Source organism: Staphylococcus cohnii species complex 1663 (genome assembly GCF_041008415.1).
In the GTDB taxonomy this organism is placed as follows: domain Bacteria; phylum Bacillota; class Bacilli; order Staphylococcales; family Staphylococcaceae; genus Staphylococcus; species Staphylococcus ureilyticus.
In genome coordinates, this window is sequence record NZ_JBFDVL010000001.1 from 278786 (window position 1) to 297117 (window position 18332).

Annotated in this window: 16 protein-coding genes and 1 pseudogene; 14 read left to right on the forward strand and 3 right to left on the reverse strand. The window is 33.4% G+C overall.

All coding sequences use genetic code 11. The annotated features are described in order from the left end of the window. Nucleotides 1-151 precede the first annotated feature (151 nt). From AB1J10_RS01225 to AB1J10_RS01235, 3 genes and pseudogenes are all read left to right on the forward strand, one after another. A complete protein-coding gene (locus AB1J10_RS01225; protein WP_224395915.1) occupies nucleotides 152-550 on the forward strand; it encodes a hypothetical protein in 399 nt (132 codons plus the stop codon). A gap of 60 nt (nucleotides 551-610) precedes the next feature. Next, nucleotides 611-928, forward strand: coding sequence for a general stress protein (locus AB1J10_RS01230; protein ID WP_224395916.1), 318 nt, complete (start codon nucleotides 611-613; stop codon nucleotides 926-928). A 395-nt stretch (nucleotides 929-1323) separates the two neighbouring features. After that, nucleotides 1324-1502, forward strand: a pseudogene (locus AB1J10_RS01235) (IS5/IS1182 family transposase); the annotation flags it as partial. 33 nt (nucleotides 1503-1535) lie between these two features. On the opposite strand, the gene AB1J10_RS01240 reads toward AB1J10_RS01235, so the two are convergent. Next, entirely contained in the window at nucleotides 1536-2939 is a 1404-nt protein-coding gene (locus AB1J10_RS01240) for an MDR family MFS transporter (RefSeq protein WP_369002975.1), read from the reverse strand. 267 nt (nucleotides 2940-3206) lie between these two features. After that, the gene (locus tag AB1J10_RS01245; protein ID WP_224395918.1) at nucleotides 3207-4106 is read right to left on the reverse strand and encodes a DUF5996 family protein; all 900 of its coding nucleotides are present in this window, start codon (nucleotides 4104-4106) and stop codon (nucleotides 3207-3209) included. A 277-nt stretch (nucleotides 4107-4383) separates the two neighbouring features. On the opposite strand from AB1J10_RS01245, the gene mbcS reads away from it, so the two are divergent. Beyond that, nucleotides 4384-5961: an acyl-CoA synthetase MbcS gene (mbcS, locus tag AB1J10_RS01250; RefSeq protein ID WP_369002976.1), complete on the forward strand. Its 1578-nt coding sequence runs from the start codon at nucleotides 4384-4386 to the stop codon at nucleotides 5959-5961. Nucleotides 5962-6102: 141 nt separating this feature from the next. Here the strand turns inward: mbcS and AB1J10_RS01255 are convergent, their stop codons facing one another. Beyond that, entirely contained in the window at nucleotides 6103-6714 is a 612-nt protein-coding gene (locus tag AB1J10_RS01255; protein ID WP_224395920.1) for a YIP1 family protein, read from the reverse strand. Nucleotides 6715-6971: 257 nt separating this feature from the next. Between AB1J10_RS01255 and AB1J10_RS01260 the strand changes: the two genes are divergently transcribed. The 10 genes from AB1J10_RS01260 to AB1J10_RS01305 all read left to right on the forward strand — a co-directional run bounded on the left by AB1J10_RS01260 (nucleotide 6972) and on the right by AB1J10_RS01305 (nucleotide 18320). Beyond that, complete coding sequence (locus AB1J10_RS01260) at nucleotides 6972-8000, forward strand: efflux RND transporter periplasmic adaptor subunit (protein WP_107385867.1); 1029 nt, start codon at nucleotides 6972-6974, stop codon at nucleotides 7998-8000. Continuing rightward, entirely contained in the window at nucleotides 7997-8677 is a 681-nt protein-coding gene (locus tag AB1J10_RS01265) for an ABC transporter ATP-binding protein (protein WP_224395921.1), read from the forward strand. Before AB1J10_RS01260 ends, AB1J10_RS01265 begins: the two co-directional genes overlap by 4 nt. Next, the gene (locus AB1J10_RS01270; RefSeq protein WP_107384203.1) at nucleotides 8674-9849 is read left to right on the forward strand and encodes an ABC transporter permease; all 1176 of its coding nucleotides are present in this window, start codon (nucleotides 8674-8676) and stop codon (nucleotides 9847-9849) included. The genes AB1J10_RS01265 and AB1J10_RS01270 overlap by 4 nt, the downstream gene beginning before the upstream one ends. 392 nt (nucleotides 9850-10241) lie before the next feature. Then, nucleotides 10242-11087 carry an ABC transporter ATP-binding protein gene (locus AB1J10_RS01275; protein ID WP_369002977.1) on the forward strand — a complete coding sequence of 282 codons (846 nt, stop codon included), beginning with the start codon at nucleotides 10242-10244 and terminating at the stop codon, nucleotides 11085-11087. After that, on the forward strand, nucleotides 11084-11710 hold the full coding sequence (locus AB1J10_RS01280; RefSeq protein WP_107384205.1) for an ABC-2 transporter permease: 627 nt from the start codon (nucleotides 11084-11086) through the stop codon (nucleotides 11708-11710). The genes AB1J10_RS01275 and AB1J10_RS01280 overlap by 4 nt, the downstream gene beginning before the upstream one ends. A 418-nt stretch (nucleotides 11711-12128) precedes the next feature. Further along, nucleotides 12129-13658, forward strand: coding sequence for an NADH dehydrogenase subunit 5 (locus AB1J10_RS01285; RefSeq protein WP_369002978.1), 1530 nt, complete (start codon nucleotides 12129-12131; stop codon nucleotides 13656-13658). Next, on the forward strand, nucleotides 13659-16265 hold the full coding sequence (locus AB1J10_RS01290) for a DUF2309 domain-containing protein (RefSeq protein WP_369002979.1): 2607 nt from the start codon (nucleotides 13659-13661) through the stop codon (nucleotides 16263-16265). 169 nt (nucleotides 16266-16434) lie between these two features. Further along, nucleotides 16435-16803 (forward strand): DUF2294 domain-containing protein, encoded by a 369-nt coding sequence (locus AB1J10_RS01295; protein WP_046207547.1) that lies wholly within the window; start codon nucleotides 16435-16437, stop codon nucleotides 16801-16803. Nucleotides 16804-17211: 408 nt separating this feature from the next. Next, entirely contained in the window at nucleotides 17212-18096 is an 885-nt protein-coding gene (locus AB1J10_RS01300; RefSeq protein ID WP_046207095.1) for a mechanosensitive ion channel family protein, read from the forward strand. A gap of 20 nt (nucleotides 18097-18116) precedes the next feature. Next, entirely contained in the window at nucleotides 18117-18320 is a 204-nt protein-coding gene (locus tag AB1J10_RS01305; protein ID WP_046207094.1) for a DUF951 domain-containing protein, read from the forward strand. Nucleotides 18321-18332: the final 12 nt, after the last annotated feature.

The following is an 18332-nucleotide window of genomic DNA, read 5'->3' on the forward strand; positions in this document are numbered from 1 at the left end:
AGCATTTTTTGTCTTTAAATACTTATAAATTGAAAAGCTTTGATGGTTGTGATAAAAGCATTTGTCATGTTTAAGAATATACAGAATGGGAAAATTATGCATAATATCGTAATAACACAACTAAGGTGTTTTTGATAAGGGGGACAATTAGATGAGTACGTTAATTTTTCTTTTAATTCTAGCTGTAATCATTATTATTTATTTACTAGTGAAACAAAGTTTTGCTAAAGATTTTAAAGCTCAAAAGCATAAACGTTATAGAGAGAAGCGAGTGATAGATTTTATTCAGAGCGCATATAAAATTGATAATATTGAGGCAATTCACCGTAAAAATAATCATTTAGAGCTCATTTATAATCGTAAGACGTTAGATGTAAAAAGTGAACAAGTTATTTTTGTCGACGAAACAGATCAGGAAGATGTTGAAACTAACTTTAGCTTAGCTGAAGACGATGAAAGAGAAGACTTATTTGATAAAATTTTAGAAAATACGTATTTTTATATGACAAAGGAACGCTTCAATCATTTATTGATTCAGTCTAAAGCGTAATGGTTAATGCGTATTCGTGAATAATGATGACGGATGTTTTAAGAGGAGGAGGACTTTCTTATGAAACCAGTAGTTAAAGCTTATAAGAATGATAGTGAGTTAGAAGTGGATGTTACTGCATTACAAGATAAAGGTATAGGTAATCAGGACATTTATGTATTATCCTTAGATAAATCTCGAACAGAAAAAATCGTAGAAGATACGAATATTTTAGGTATAGATATTAAAAAAGAAAATGATTCTGAAAGAGAAGCCTTGAAAAGAAAGTTGATTGATTTAGGTGTAGAAGAAAGTGAAATCGCAACTTTTAAAAGTGATATGGATGACGGCAAAGCTTATTTGATTGTCACTGATGTAAGAGTCAAAGGGTTATTGTAAAATTTTTTAGATGGTCAACATCGCTTCAATATTTTAAGTAAACAAAATGCCTATGTAGTTCATGTTTTGAATGCTCTGAACATTGAGTTGAATGAAGATAAAGTTGATGGATTAATAGTCTTAAAATAGGTATAAATGCTTAGAACAATGATGCGCTTAAGCGTAAACAAAATCGTCTGAGACATAAATCTCAGAAAAATAGCACTCAGATGATTTAAATCAATTCATCTGAGTGCTTCTTTTTTATTCAATGCTTCGTATTGTTGGCTCGCTTTCTTAGGGGACAGCTTCAGCCTATAGTCTTCAGCTTGTCCTATTCCCTCAAGAGTCTCGCCGAAATACGTAACATTATTGAACACGAAAAATGTAGTATAGGTTAGGAAAACAAACAAGACAAAAGCGAACCTGGTTTTGTATTAATAGTGCTTAATATAAGAAAGTAGTAGCTCAACGAGCTAACTATAATCAAAATAATAATGAAAAAGGCAATTTCTATATTATTTCAATAGAAATTGCCTTTTTTCACTTGTCTAAGAACTTTATGTCCCGGAGTTTATTTAATCAACAATATTGATGTTCTAGACATTGTATTGTTATTTATACGTGTTTATAAGGTGCGACGTTTTGGTTTACTATCGTCCGAAAGTTTAAATGATAATAGTAATCCAATTGCTGAGATAGCTGTAGCAATAATAAACGTTACGTTAACACCATGAATAATGCCGGTAATCCCGTCTTGAGGTATTGCTGAAACTGACATTATAGTAATAAAGACTGCAGTACCAATAGCACCTGCCATTTGTCTGAATGTATTGTTCATGGCAGTACCATGTGCGATTAAATCGTTTGGCAATTGGTTAATCGCTAATGTCGTCATAGGCATCATAACCATGGCGATCGAAACCATTCTCAATGCATTAGAAGTAGCGAGATACGTAAATGTTGTATGCTCTGTTAACATTGTAAATGGTAATGTCGAAACAACTAGTACGAATAGGCCGATTCGAGCGAGCCATTTACCACCGAATTTATCGAATAAATAACCAGTTATTGGGTTCATCATACCCATAATAATTGCACCTGGTAATAATACTAAACCAGATTTTAAGGCTGAGTATTGTAGCATGTTTTGCATATAAAGTGGCAAGATAATATTTGTTGCAATAAGTACACCAAATACAAACATACTTAGTACCGTACCTAACGTATAAATACTGTAACTAAATACTCTGAACTCAAGCATAGGTTCTTTTAAGTTTAATTGACGACGGATAAATATAACGAGTGAAACGATACCAACAACAAGCGGTGCAATAAATTGTACGCTAGTCCAACCTGCTTCACCAACAGAACTGAAACTATATAGTAAGCCACCAAATCCTAATGTAGATAAGATAACTGAAGCAATATCTAATTTTGGATGTGTTGTTTCTGTAACGTTCTTCAATAGGAATATAGAAGCAATAATGATAATAATCGCGATAGGGAATACAACATAGAAGACACTTCTCCATGATAGGTGTTCGACTAATATACCTGATAAAGTAGGTCCGATAGCTGGAGCAAATGCGATAACAAGTCCAAACAGACCCATTGCAGTACCGCGTTTTTCTTTAGGGAAAGTTAAAAATAGTATTGTTTGCATTAACGGCATCATTATACCTGCGCCTGCTGCTTGTAAGACACGTCCGATTAATAGCATTGAAAAATCAATACCGACTGCACAAAGCAGCGTACCTACTGCAAAAATACTCATCGCAGTTAAGAATAACTGCCTCGATGTAAAACGTTCAATTAAAAATGCAGTTACCGGAATCATAATCCCGTTTACTAACATAAATATAGATTGTAACCATTGTACTGTACTTTCTGACACTTGGAGATCTTTCATTATTGGTGGTAATGCTGTTCCAAGTAAAGTTTGGTTTAAAATAGTTATAAAAGCCCCTGATAATAGAACGATAAACAGAGGGATTCTCTTTTCAACATGGAAATTTCCAGTTTCTGTCAATGTACTCACTTCTTTCTTAACAAATTACACATCTAAATATTATAGCACTTGAAACGTTGTAAATCTAAAAGTTGAACTTATTTTTTAAAATTTATCTGTGAGAAGTTTGAAATATTGTCATGAAAGGGTTTTCTTAGGTTGAGTATATAGCAATTTAGTTCTGTTATGCAGCAAAAAATTGTATGAAAATATAAATGAGGGTGAGACATGAAAGGTGTCTCATACCCTCTATTTAATTAAAAGTAGTTGCATTCATTGATTTATAAATTAAGGTGTATTATTTAAATGGTTTGGTCTCATTTTCAGAGGAGAAAAAGCATGATCGACGTTATCCCAATTTAGAAAATCCGCGAATTTTAAATAAGACGCTTTGAAAAATTGAGTTATTGTATCGATATCATGATGTTGTTGATATTCGATTAGATATTCCATTAATTGTTGATCAAAATAACAATCTTTAGGGAATTGCTGGTCAGTATCAAAAGGTTTATCTGCAAAAGGATACGGTAAAACAAAGAATGTCGGACCTTTAAACTGGTCATCACCAAACCAAAAGCCAAATTCAATCATTTCTTCATCAAAAGCCGCACGTTCAATGACCATGCTATCATTTTCAAATGGTGCTGATTTATCTTTGACGATAATACAAGAAATATCAAATGTTCCCCAAAATAGGCCAGGTTTAGATTTTCTTACTCTTAAGCCATTAATGAAATTTGCCTCAGCATGGTAAGCAAATTTCATCAATGCTAATGCTTCTGATGCAATTTTATCATCGTAATGATGATGTTCTACGTCAATTTCAAACGGTATCGGATTTGGTACTTCTTGTGGCAGAGTGTTAACTGTTAAATGAATATCTGATTGATTTAACAGTTTTTCAATTTCATTATAATAATATTGTATAGTTCTTCCATTTTTTAAGGTAATATCATGTACATGTTGGTCAATGACAATTTCAATATGGTGTTGCATCAGGTTAACGCTTAACGCAAATGTATGTGTTCCATAGCTTAACATACCAGTTGAAAAGCCTTGGACATCTATATTTAGCATCACGTGTGACCATTGAGGTTCTTGATAACTTGCTTCTAATTTATATTTACCTAGAATCTGTGATAATAAATGTAGCGTATCTTTTTCATTTTCCCAATCCTTGAAATTCATATTATGAATACCACCTCATATATTATTTACTATAAATTTTATACCACAGATACTAAAGATAAAACACAATATAAAAATGCTTGTACCAAGTATATTCAAGTATCATTTGTTATAATGATAAAATGATATGAATATATGAACTAATCAAGTATGTGTTAATATGTAGTCCATAACAAAAACGAATGTGAACGCAATACTATTTTCTGAATAATCAAAATACAACTTGATATTGTTCTGTATATTGTAAAATTAATCACCGAAATAAGGAGAGTAACCAATGAATAAAGCAGATTTAATTGCTCCAGAAACATATAACATCGTTAGCGAAATTGAAAAATATGCAAATAATCCGTCAAAAAAAGCGATTATTTTTAATGATCAAACTGGTAAAGAACGGGATATAACGTATAACCAACTAATAAAAAATGCAAACAAAGTTGGCCATATGTTTTTAAAATATGGTCTGAAAAAAGGTGATAAGTTATTAATCATGATGCCACGTGCGATTGAGACATATGAAGTATATTTAGCCGCATGGAAATTAGGTATTATTATTGTGCCTAGTTCTGAAATGTTGCGTACTAAAGACTTACAATATCGTATAACACATGGTGAAATTAAGGCAGTTGTAGCCACAGGTGATAGCATCGAAGAGTTCAAAGGTGTTAAAGAATATGACTCATTACTTAAATTTATAGTTGGCAGCAAGGAAGATAATTGGATTAACGTTGAAGACGCGCAAACTGATGCCTCAGATGAGCTTGATACAGAAGCAACTTCAAGAGAAGATATCGCTTTATTATCGTATACTTCAGGCACAACAGGCAATCCAAAAGCAGTTGTCCACTCTCATGGTTGGGGATATGCGCATTTACAGATGGCTCCCAAGCATTGGTTAAGTATAACTGAAGATGATATCGTATGGGCAACAGCAGCACCGGGCTGGCAAAAATGGGTATGGAGTCCATTTTTATCAATTATGGGTTCAGGCGCAACGGCATTTGTTTATAATGGTAAATTTAATGCTGAGAAATATCTTGAATTATTAGAAACGTATCAAATCAATGTGCTTTGCTGTACACCAACAGAATATCGTTTAATGGCAAAATCTCCAGATTTAACAAAATATAATTTGTCACATTTACATAGTGCTGTATCTGCTGGAGAACCATTAAATAAAGAAGTTGTTAATAAATTCCAACAAAACTTTAACTTAACTGTTAGAGATGGCTATGGTCAGACAGAGAGTACGTTGTTAATCGGTTTCTTAAAGGATACAAAAGGACGTCCTGGCTCAATGGGTAAAGCTATTCCGGGTAGTTATGTAACAGTAATCGATGAAGATGGTAATCCTGCACAACCCAACGAAGTAGGAAATATTGCAGTGCCGCTAGACTTACCTGCATTATTTAAAGGCTATTATAAAGATGAAGCACGTACTGCAGATCCGCAAGTTGGTGAATACTTTATTACTGGAGATTTAGCAAAAATGGATGAAGATGGTTACTTTTGGTTTGAAGGTAGAAGAGATGATATCATCATAAGTTCTGGCTATACCATAGGACCGTTTGAAGTAGAAGATTCATTGACGAAACACCCATATGTAAAAGAATGTGCAGTCGTAGCGAGTCCACATGAAATTAGAGGGAATATCGTCAAAGCGTTTGTCATCTTGCAAGATGATGTTACGGGTGATGAAACTATTGTTAAAGAATTACAAAATTTTGTTAAACAAGACGTAGCACCTTATAAATATCCAAGAGCGATTGAATTTGTTGAAGATTTACCTAAAACAAATTCAGGTAAGATTAGACGCATTGAATTAAGAGAAGCAGAAAAAGAAAAATATTTATAAATCAATGTTGATTCATTTGAAAGAAAGCGCCCATCATCATTATTGTCAGTATGATGGGCGCTTGTTTTATGTGTGAGTAATGTTATATCAAAATAAAAACATGGAACGGCAGTGTTCCATGTTTTTTAGTAAATATATGTATTATTGGAAACTTGCTCCGATTAAGGCAAATCCAATTGATACAACGATGTACGCAATTGCCCAAATAATTGAAGCTTTTTTAGACAAACGATTCGTTGCAAAGAGCATGATGCCAAATACATATGCGCTGATGAGTGTTTGTAAGTTAAGTGCGGCTAACATTTGGTTCCCTTTATCAAAGACATTTAAGCTTGCAATATTATAATCTGTAGGCGATAAACCAGCAATCCATTGAATTAATAAAATAATTAAACCTACGATGCCAGTAATTATAGTAAAACTTAATGTTGCAGAAAAGATAGGTTTTGCGGTTGCATCAGATTTCATTATCTTAGAAATAACTAAAAAGATTAAAAATGTAATACCAATACCAAAAATGCCACCAATTAAACCAGCGACTATGCCACCGATTAAACCAATCATTTGCATATTGCCCATATCTTGAGCACTTGCACCTGCATCTTGATAAATTTCATTGTAATCAATTGACATAGCACCTACTGCAGTTGAGAGTGCAATGACTACGATTGCAATGATTAGTTTGAGTCCCCATTTAGGTTGTTCACGTAATTTTGAAAAATGTTGTGCGAATGGTAAGTTAGAATTTTCCATGAATCCCTTGCCCCCTATATATATTATTTTCCAAAGCATAACATTACCTACAATATTTTAAAACACTTTTAAGAAAAACTTTAAATAAAATTAAAAAAATTAAAATCTTTTTGATTACTATTGCCAATATTACAATATTGTTAGGTATATATTCACTGAAAAATATTGTATATAAAATAATGTTATGCATTATATTTTTTGTTGTGTGATTATGATAGTATCTAAAATGAATAATAATTTAAAGGAGTGTTTTAGCATTGAAGAAAAAGTGGATGTGGATTATCGGTGTTATTGTCATTATCGTATTAATTGCAATTGCATTAATTTTAAAGCAAGCAAATAGTAGCTCAGACAAAAAGGATGGTTATGATACATATAAAGTGGAGAAAGAAAGTCCACTCAATTTAGAAGGTAAAGCTTCACCTAAATCAGTTAAAACATATAATAACAACAGTCAATTGGGAACGTATGTAAGTACACAAGTTGATGATGGTCAATCAGTTAAACAAGGTGACCCACTCATCAATTATGAAATTAATAATAATAAACGCCAACAATTAGTTGATAAAGTGGACAATGCAAAAGATGAAAATGAGAGAGCGGAAGCACAACAACAACTTAACCAATATGATCGTCAAGTGAACGATAGTATTTACGCTGCTTTTGACGGTAAAATTGATATTCAAAATAAAGAAAACGTTTCTGACGGAGAGCCTATTTTACAACTTGTTGCAGATGAACCACAAATTAAAGCAACGGTGACTGAATTTGATCTAGGAAAGATTAAAGAAGGCGACAAAGTAGACGTTAAAGTAACAAGTACTGGTAAAAAAGGTAAAGGCGAAATCAAGAAAATTTCAGAGTTGCCAAAAAGTTACGAAGAAAGTTTAAGTAAATCTGGAGGCGGAGCGGCAGCTGGTTCAGGTAGTGAAGAAGACGGCGGTGCTCAAGCTTCTAATCCAGTTTCTGACCCAAGCAGTGGTAGTGATTCAGATTCATCTAAATATACAATCGTCATTAGTGATATTGATATCCCTGTACGTGCAGGTTATTCCATGGAAGTTGAAGTGCCATTAGATGCCATTAAATTACCAAAATCAGTATTAACTAAAGACAATAATGTTTTTGTATTAGGTAAAGACAATAAAGTTGAAAAACGTGATATTAAAATTGATAAAGTAAACGGTGAAATTTTTGTAAAAGAGGGTCTGAAAAAAGGTGACAAATTAATTAAAAACCCTAAAAAATCTATGAATGATGGAGACAAAGTTGAGGTGTCATCATGATAGAACTTGTAGATATCAATAGACATTTCAAAAACGGTGATGAAGAAAATCACATTTTAAAAGACATCAATATCAATATTAAAGAAGGAGAATTCATAGCGATTATGGGGCCTTCGGGTTCTGGTAAAAGTACACTCATTAACATATTAGGGTTTATTGACCGAGGCTATGAAGGCGATTATTTGTTTAATAAAGAGAATTATAAAAAAAGTTCGGATAATGAATTGGCAGAAATTAGAAATAAAACAGTAGGATTCGTTTTCCAGAACTTCAAATTAATTCAAAACAATACGATATTGGAAAATGTGAGCATTCCGTTAGTTTATGCAGGATTAGGGTCGCAAGCACGTAAAGAAAGAGTAATCAATACATTACATGATGTTGGACTATATGATAAAGAAAATTTAGTACCTAACAAATTATCAGGAGGGCAACAACAGCGTGTAGCCATTGCCCGTGCTATCATCAATAACCCGAAATTTATCATTGCTGACGAACCTACAGGGGCACTTGATTCTAAAACGTCTGAAGATATTATTAATTTATTTATGAAATTAAATAAAGAACATCGCACAACGATGATTCTCGTAACACATGATCGCAAAGTAGCAGATAAGGCAGATCGAATTATTCATATACTAGATGGTCGTGTCCAAAGAGAAGAGGTGGTTGAATGAAGAATTTATCGAATATCATCGCCATTTCATTCAAATCCATTTTAAAGAATAAGCGTCGTAATATTTTTACGATGATTGGTATCATCATTGGTATTGCTGCAGTCATTACGATTATGTCTCTAGGTAATGGGTTTAAACAAACGGCATCAGAACAATTTGAAGATACAGGTGCAGGCAAAGATTCTGCTACGGTTAACTATATGACGAGTAGTGGTGAAGGTGCGAAAGATAATCCTTTTAGCCAGCAAGATTTGGATATTGCTAAACAAGTAAATGGTGTTACAGATGCAAAAATCAAAGAGAGTGACGATCAAGGTTATTCTGCAAAAATGACGAATGCCCAGAAAAAAGGCGATGTCAGTATTTTAAAGAAAAAAGAAATGACTAGCCCAGAAAAAGGCAAAGGCTTTAATGAAGACGATAATGAACTGAACAAAAAAGTCGTTACAGTCGATGACAAAATTGCTAAAGATGTATTCAATAATGATGCGATAGGTAAAACATTATATATTGATGATCAAGGATTTGAAGTTGTAGGCATTGCAAACGACGCGATGAACCCATCAGCAGTTAATATGCCTGCAAATACATTTGATAGATATATGGGACAATTAACGCAAGATTTTCCATCACTCCAATTATCATTAGCAGATGGTGCTGACAAGAAAGAAGTCGCAGACAAAGTCGCTAAAGAATTGAATAAAAAAGGTTCAGGCGCAGGCGATGGTAACTATAGTTACACAGATATGGAAGAATTTATGAAAAACATTAATAAAGTATTTGATGGCATTACTTACTTTGTGGCTGCTGTTGCAGGTATTTCATTATTTATCGCCGGAATCGGTGTTATGAATGTGATGTATATTTCAGTAACAGAGCGTACAGAAGAAATTGCAATTCGTCGTGCATTTGGTGCAAAAGCGCGCGATATTGAGATCCAGTTCTTGGTAGAAAGTGTTGTACTATGTGTAATTGGCGGTATCATAGGTCTGATCATAGGTATACTCGTCGCAAGCCTAGTAGATGCAGTAACACCAGACTATATTAAGAGTGCGGTTAGTCTAAGCTCAGTACTCATTGCTGTAGGTGTTTCTACATTAATTGGTATCGTATTTGGTTGGATTCCAGCACGTTCAGCAGCTAAAAAAGAACTCATTGATATTATTAAGTAATATTTTAAAAAGATGTAAAAAGAGACATTATCTTTTATAAAATAGTTTCGTCATTTCATGCTATTCAAGTTGGCTAGAAAAGCGTAAACATTATCGCTCATGTATAAATATGACATGCAACAGGCTGGGACAAAAGAATTGTCTCAGCCTTTTATCCCATTCAACTCTAATTATCTTGGTTGGCTGGAACGATGTAGTCATTTTAAAAACAATTAACAGTTAATGGTTTTTAGTTATTGTGCATTTAGATATACATTTAATTAAAAATAATAAAAATAAATATTTTTGAAAAATGTATTGTGTATTATAACGAGGTGTATTATGTTAATTTAGAAAGTGATTTAATGTAAAAGTTTAAGATTTTATCAAAAAATGAAATACAGGGGGTTATCATGGAGTATTTGCTCAATGTACAAAATTTAAACAAAACTTACGTTGATTCAGATTTTAATTTAAATCAAATTAATCTAACAATTGAACCCAATACAGTGGTAGGGCTTATTGGAAAAAACGGTTCTGGTAAATCTACGTTGATTAATACATTAGTGGGAAATCGCTTTGCAGATGCTGGCGACATTCAGTTTTTTGATACACAGATTTCTCGCGATGACTATGCGTATAAAGAACACCTAGGCGTTGTATTTGATGATCTTCGACTGCCTAATAAACTTAACGCTAAACAAATTAGTAAAGTGTTTTCTAATATTTATCGTACATGGGATGAACAACATTTTTTTGAAATGTTAGAGAATTTTGAATTACCAAAAGAACGTCAAATTAAAACTTTTTCCCGTGGTATGAGTATGAAAATTTCAATATCCATTGCACTATCACATGATAGTAAACTTTTAATTCTAGACGAAGCTACGGCAGGGATGGATGTTTCAGGACGTGAAGAAGTGCTGGAAATACTTGAAGATTTTGTTGATGAAGGTAACGGTATTTTAATTTCATCACATATTTCAGAGGATATTGAGACGCTTGCAGATAAATTAGTATTTATGAAAAATGGGCGTATTTTATTACAAGAGCAGAAAGATACATTACTAAATGATTATGGCATTGTTTCGTTTGAAGAAGGGGAATTTGATGTTAATCACAGTAATGTTGTTGCTTATCGCATACATAAAGGAACAGGGAAAGCACTTGTAAACCAAAATAAAGATATAGAGTTAGCACAGCCATTAAAAAATATTGATGATGCCACAAAAATATTAATGAGAGGAGAATTAGCATGAAGGGTTACTTACTGAGTTATTATTTTACAAACCAAAAATCAATTTATATATATTTATTGTTAAGTATTCCAATTTGTTTGTTTTTCTCTTTTACAAATCCAATAATGGCTAGTTTCATGCCTATGATATTTTTAGTTTCACCAGCTACAGATAATTTAAAAAATGAAAAAGACTCAAAGTGGATGTACTTTGTTTCTACATTACCCTATAGCAGAAACACTTATGTGAGTAGTCATTTTGCATTTTATAGCTTATTGGCACTAACAGGGATGGTGGTGTCACTTGTGATTAATGCAATTGTTGCAGGTAGTATTGTTAGTGGAGTGAATTCAGCGTTGCTTGGTACAGGATTTATCGCGTTGTATTCGCTTATTTTCCCATTTACTTTTAAAATGGGTGCGGAAAAATCAAATGTCATATTTATGATTGTATCTATTATCGTAGTCATTTTATTCTTTGTTTATTATTTTGTAGGTATGGCCATATTATCAGGAACAGGTAATCTTATAGAAGAAATTAGTAAAAACCTGTGGTATGGTGGTATTTTTGCATTGATTGGCTTAATCGTTATGGTGCTTTCATTTATTGCTTCTAAACAAGCATTTAAGTATAAAGAGTTATAATGAACAAAGCTTAACATACTGTCTATCTTGACAAACACGAATAATCGTTATATCTTATTAATATTAAAAGTTTAAAATTTAGGCATACTTTTCTATGTTTTTCTATATAATTAAAGCTTTAGCAAGTTGTTAATCAGTGTGTATTGGCAAATTGAAAAAGTGAATAAATAGTAGTGGAAATAAGAAATTGTACGTCTTAACGTAAAAAAATATAAAATTAGCATATTTTAAAATAAATGAATATATAATAGGTAGCAAAGCAAAACACTCATCATATGTGCGTTGTAATGAAGCCGACAATGATAATAAGTCAGTATCGATTTATTATTAATTGTCGGCTTTTTTCGTGGAAAATATAATTTTAAATTAAGTGTTTTATTACTATTATAAATTTAAATGTCGTAGTACAGAAGGTAAGGTGATAATCGTGATTGACGCGCATATTTTTATAACATTATTATTTCTAACGCTAATTATTTCAATTTTAAGTAGTCTCTTTTTCTTAATAAAAAAAATATCGCCTAAATATGCACGAATACATATTTATTTTGTAGCATTACCGGCAATTGTGGCTAACTTAGGTCTTATATTGTCACAGAAAAATATAGAGATAGGTATATGGCGGTCTGACGTATTATCTTGGCTCATGGTTGGTTTTGTCCTCGTTATTGGTGTGATCATCCAACGTTACTGTATTCGTTATTTAGCTGGTGATAAAAGCTATAAAAAATACTTCACTTTATTTACTTTTACGACTACCTTCGCATCATTTGCTTGGTTAACTGCGGATATGAGAATTATGGTGATCAGTTGGGGATGTACATTATTAGGACTTACGATTTTGATTAGTTTAACAAGCGCCTGGAAAGTTACACGTGAAGCAGCGAAGGTAACAGGTAGGTTATTCATGTTAAGTTGGGTTGCGTTATTAAGTGCTGTTTTGTGGATTGGATTATCTACCGGTGAATGGCATTATTCTGTAGCTTTAAATGAAGCACATCTATCCATGCTTAACGGTTTGGCACAATTTGGTATTAATTTACTCATTGTACTGGCTGTTATGATTCCAGCGGCACAATGGCCCTTTCAACGTTGGTTAATCGAATCTGTAGCAGCACCTACACCAGTTTCTGCGATTATGCATGCTGGTATCGTTAATGCTGGTGGTATTATGTTAACCAGGTTTTCAGGCATTTTTAGTGGCGACATTGCATCTGTAATTTTATTGATTTTTGCTAGTGTCTCTGTATTACTTGGTGCAGGTATTAGTTTAGTCCATGTGGATTATAAAAGATTATTGGTGGGTTCTACGATAGGCCAAATGGGCTTTATGTTAATTCAATGTGCATTAGGTGCTTATATTCCTGCAATCATTCACTTGATTTTACATGGTTTATTCAAAGCGACTTTATTTTTACGCTCTGGATCGGCAGTGCGTCATTTTAGTGTACCGAGTCGTGCAAATGAAAGAATGTCATATGTATGGATAATCAGTGGTCGTATTTTAGCGTTTCTGATTGGATTAGGCTTTTGGTTGAGTGCACCAGAAGAAAGTTATCGTCTAGTGAGCGGTCTTATTTTAGCATGGTCTTTATCTGTATCATGGACACAGTTAGTAGCTTTTGGTGAAGGCAACTTTGGCCGTGTTATAGGTATGACGATACTCATTGTTGTAGGTGCAGTTTATTTTGTGGTACATCATTATTTTTCAGGGGCATTACATACGCTGACAATTCACAGCGTACAACCACCTACTTTTATCGTTATTGCCGTAGCAATCATTTTATTGTTGGGTAGTTTAATTAGTACCTGGGTAGCACGTCACCGGTCTTCTGTCGTATTTTCAATTCTGTATATGTGGATTGTTCGTTTAGGAGATGCAAAGGTTGAAACGGTTGAACGTCATCCTAATTATTTAAAATCTTATTTGTCAAAAGGAGGGCACTAAATGGGAAAGCATAAAGAAATGACAAACCAAAATCAGCACAAAGATGATATCGATCAAATAATTTCTAAAGCGAGTAGGGTTATCGTTCCTTTATCTCCTATTTCTGTGTTTGCCGCAAGAAACCCTTGGTCAAATTTAGAGGAATATGAATTTAAAAATGTGGCCCAATGGTTAAAAAATGTCCGTGACGTAGATATCTATCCTACAATGTATATGTTTGAACAAGCATATCAACGTGACGAAATTGATAAAGATATGATTGAAGTTAAATTACAAGAATGGTTAAATCAATCGGTAGTCTCGATAGATAGACAGTTTGCTAAAAGTTATGCTAGAACGATGTTAGATTTGTCTAATATTGTAGATGTAACGTGTCATTCTGAAAATAAAAGACAAGTCAATCAGCATAATGAAAAAATTCATTTAGACGATGAAACTAATAGTGTGCCATTATTAAGTACATATATTACGGATAAAGATGATAGACGATTGATAGATATTGTAGATTATCACGTTATTAAATGGTGCAAATTATATTTAGATGATGCGCAATCAGGATGGACGATGCCGAATAGAGAAAAGGGATTATTCTTTGCATGGCAACATTTGGTACAACATGATCCAGCATTGACCAAGCAACAACGTTCACGCTTGAAAACATTACCAAATCAAGCTGAATCGCTCATTCATATGGTTTTACAAAAGCTGGGTATTGCTGAGGCACAGTATCAAACATATTTGGAAAATCATTTGCTATCATTGCCTGGATGGGCTGGTATGATGCTATGGCAAGATGAACAAGCGTTTAATACTGATCAAATGTTATTGTCTTATTTAGCTATTCGTCTTGGTATAGAATGGGCCATTGTTGAACCTTATTTACCTGTGAATTCAGCAGAGAACCCAATAGCATATGAACACGATGAATTTGCAGAACATTGGATGGCTATTGGTATGTTTACGACAGAACAATGGCAACAACTATCTAAATCTGAAAAAAACGCTTATATAGATTTTGCATTACAATTTGAAAAACAAGGTCGTAGACAAATTTTATTAACGGCTTGGGAAGCAACATATGAGCATCAATTAGAAGCGACCGTGACCACAAACCAAGATAATGAGCAAGAAAGCCAAAAGCCACAAGTACAAATGGCATTTTGTATAGATGTACGCTCGGAGCCTTTTCGTCGACAAATAGAAGCGGCTGGTGCATTTGAGACAATCGGTGTTGCTGGGTTTTTTGGACTCCCCATTGTCAAAGAAGAGCTGGGACAATCCTACAGTCACCCATCTTTACCTGTGATGAATCAACCGCAACATAAAATTAAAGAATACACGCATGAGCAAGAACCTACATCTTTTCGCCAGCATCAACACATACTCAAATCGATAACGTATACATTTAAAAAGATGAAACAAAATGCTTTACCGAGCTTACTTTTACCAGAGCTAAGTGGCCCTTGGTTAACGCTTCAAATGTTTTCAAGAAGTTTCGCACCGAGACCTATCGGTAAATTGATACGAAAATTTTATGATGGTTGGTTACAAAAACCGAATGATACAACGTTATCATTAGATCATTGCAACATTAATGAAGAAGGTATACCAGTTGGTTTCACAAATGAAGAAAAAGTGGACTATGTCCAACAAGCGTTGCGTTTAATGGGTTTGGAATTAGAGTTTGCCCCATTAATCGTATTGTGTGGACACGGCAGTCAAAGTGCGAATAATCCTTATGCTTCTTCGCTTGATTGTGGTGCATGTGGTGGTGCAGCCAGTGGGTTTAACGCGAAGGTATTAGCACAGCTTTGTAACTCGACTGAAGTTAGAACGGCATTAAATGAGCGAGGTATTGTCATTCCAGAAGACACTATCTTTGCGGCAGCGGAGCACCAAACATCTACAGATGAATTAAAATGGATATACGTACCAACAATGTCAAAAGCTGGACAAAATGCTTTAAATCAAATTCAAGCCGCAATGCCTGACATTACTTATCGCGCAAATGAACAACGCTTGAAAGCATTACCAGACAATCACATCATAAAACAAGACCCAATCAAAGAAGTACATCGCTTAACAAATGATTGGAGCGAGATTAGACCAGAATGGGGCTTAGCGAGAAACGCTTCATTTATTATAGGTTCACGTGATTTAACAAAAAACAGCGACTTAAAAGGGCGCGCCTTTTTACACAATTATGATTGGAAACAAGATGATGATGGGAGCCTTTTAGCGAATATCATTAGTGGTCCAGCTACCGTGGCACAATGGATTAATCTACAGTATTATGCCTCAACTGTTGCACCTCATTATTATGGTAGCGGTAGTAAAACAACACAGACTATTACGGCAGGTATAGGCGTTATGCAAGGTAATGCGAGCGATTTGTTGACGGGTCTACCTTGGCAATCTGTAATGTCGGCAGACAATAAAATGTATCATTCTCCGATTAGACTACTCATCGTCGTGCATGCGCCCAATGCTTATATTAAGCAGCTATTAAATGAGCAATATGATTTTTATCAAAAGGTGCACAATGGTTGGCTTAAATTGGCAAGTATTGATGAATTTGGTGATTGGCAACATTGGTCAGTTGATTAACTTAAAAAACGTTTTTCTGATTTCTTAAAGGACAGAAGAAGTAAGCGATAGTTATATTATTTTCTGGGTAATTGCATATAACTATGGAGAAAAGTATATAAAAATGATAATGTTAGCATTATTAAATAATACGACAATTAATTTTGATTCTATGGGAGATGCATTCGACATGAAAACAACTAAAGGTACCTATGAGTCTGAAATCAGCAAAGCAATTACACAATGGGAAAAAGACTTCCTTGGTCGTGGTTCACTGTCTGTGAAAACTGATATTTTGCGTGATATGATTATTGTTAGTTTGCAGGGTGTGTTAACACAAGCTGAATATAAAGTTTGTGAGACACATGAAGGATTATTAACAATTAAACGTACCAGATCTAAGCTTGTAGAATCTGGTATAGAGGCACTTGATGAAATTGTTTTTTCAGTTACTGGTGAAGCAGTCAAAGGCTTTCATACTGATTTGAGTTCTAAAACAGGTGAACGTGTTATGATATTTAAACTATACGATAATCTTGAGAAAAAAATAGCCGAGTAAAGAAAATGATTGATGAAAGTGATGACTAAAAACTGAAAAATCCTTTATTTCAAGGTGTATTTATAGTAATATGACTTACTGAGAAATAGAGAATCATAATTTTAAATTATGGTTCTTTTTCTTTTGTCTTTTTTAAATTACATAATTTAAATTTAATTAAACATGAAAATTATATAAACTATATTTAAAAATTGATAGTATAAAGAGAGTAATGATAGTATGGTGTCTTCTGATTATTATCCTATAAGTTGTAGTATGCATTCTATGTAAATGAAATCAAATATATACTTCAAATGATCTGTGTAATTGTTTTACAAATTTAAAATTTAGTCGGAAGTTGGATGTGTTTAACAGTTTAAATAATTATAATAAAATGAGAAGAGTCTTTGACTAAGGGAGGAAATATGATTGGATCAAATAAAAAGTATTATGTATTCCTTAATAGAACCTTTAACTAAACCGGAAACATATCAAACGCTACTTTCAAATCTCATTATGATTGTGATATATATCATTGTAGCGTGGATAGTATTGCGTTTTATTAATAAAGGAATAGAGCAATTTTTCAAAATACAAAATAAAGGCAAAAAAGCGAATAAAAAACGTTCAGCAACATTAATATCATTAGTTCAAAATATCGTATCGTATGTGGTATGGTTTATAGTGTTAACAACCATTTTAAGCAAGTTTGGTATCAGTGTTGAAGGTATTATCGCAAGTGCTGGGGTTGTTGGTTTAGCAGTTGGTTTTGGTGCACAAACCGTTGTTAAAGATATTATCACTGGTTTCTTCATTATATTCGAAAATCAATTTGATGTAGGAGATTATGTTAAAATAAATAACGGTGGTACAACTGTTGCAGAAGGTACAGTTAAAGTCATAGGTTTAAGATCGACAAAAATAAATACAATTACAGGTGAATTAACGACATTACCAAACGGCAGTATGGGTGAGATTACAAATTATTCAGTGACCAATGGTGAAGCAATTGTCGAAATACCAGTTTCGGTAGAGGAAGATATTGATCAAGTAGAAAATGTACTCACAGACTATTTTCAATCTATACAAACAAATTATTATTTGTTTATCTCTACACCACAAGTCGTTGGTATCAATTCAATCAGTCGAGATGAAATTGTATTGAGTGTGTCTGCTGAAACAATACCAGGTGAGGGTGCTTCCGGAGCGCGTATTTTAAGAAAAGAGATATTGAAATTGTTTAAGCAAAAAGAGATTAAAACACCTAAGCCGATGATGTTACAATATGACCCTAATCAACAAAATAACGCTTAAATATTCGGAGGAGTGACAGAATGACATCAAATTACGGTTTAAATGACATTGTAGAGATGAAAAAGCAACACGCCTGTGGTACGAATCGCTTTAAAATCATTCGTGTAGGCGCAGATATCCGAATAAAATGTGAAAATTGTCAAAGAAGCATTATGATTCCACGACAAACGTTTAATAAAAAAATGAAAAAAATATTAGTATCTCATCAAGATACGGAAAAATAAGGAGAATGAATA

Bases quoted from the DNA above. Each gene is read 5' to 3' on its own strand.
- AB1J10_RS01305 (WP_046207094.1), top strand. From the start codon at position 18,117: ATGACATCAAATTACGGTTTAAATGACATTGTAGAGATGAAAAAGCAA.
- AB1J10_RS01295 (WP_046207547.1), top strand. From the start codon at position 16,435: ATGAAAACAACTAAAGGTACCTATGAGTCTGAAATCAGCAAAGCAATT.
- AB1J10_RS01290 (WP_369002979.1), top strand. From the start codon at position 13,659: ATGGGAAAGCATAAAGAAATGACAAACCAAAATCAGCACAAAGATGAT.
- AB1J10_RS01230 (WP_224395916.1), top strand. From the start codon at position 611: ATGAAACCAGTAGTTAAAGCTTATAAGAATGATAGTGAGTTAGAAGTG.
- AB1J10_RS01245 (WP_224395918.1), bottom strand. From the start codon at position 4,106: ATGAATTTCAAGGATTGGGAAAATGAAAAAGATACGCTACATTTATTA.
- AB1J10_RS01270 (WP_107384203.1), top strand. From the start codon at position 8,674: ATGAAGAATTTATCGAATATCATCGCCATTTCATTCAAATCCATTTTA.
- mbcS (WP_369002976.1), top strand. From the start codon at position 4,384: ATGAATAAAGCAGATTTAATTGCTCCAGAAACATATAACATCGTTAGC.
- AB1J10_RS01265 (WP_224395921.1), top strand. From the start codon at position 7,997: ATGATAGAACTTGTAGATATCAATAGACATTTCAAAAACGGTGATGAA.
- AB1J10_RS01255 (WP_224395920.1), bottom strand. From the start codon at position 6,714: ATGGAAAATTCTAACTTACCATTCGCACAACATTTTTCAAAATTACGT.
- AB1J10_RS01225 (WP_224395915.1), top strand. From the start codon at position 152: ATGAGTACGTTAATTTTTCTTTTAATTCTAGCTGTAATCATTATTATT.
- AB1J10_RS01275 (WP_369002977.1), top strand. From the start codon at position 10,242: ATGGAGTATTTGCTCAATGTACAAAATTTAAACAAAACTTACGTTGAT.
- AB1J10_RS01280 (WP_107384205.1), top strand. From the start codon at position 11,084: ATGAAGGGTTACTTACTGAGTTATTATTTTACAAACCAAAAATCAATT.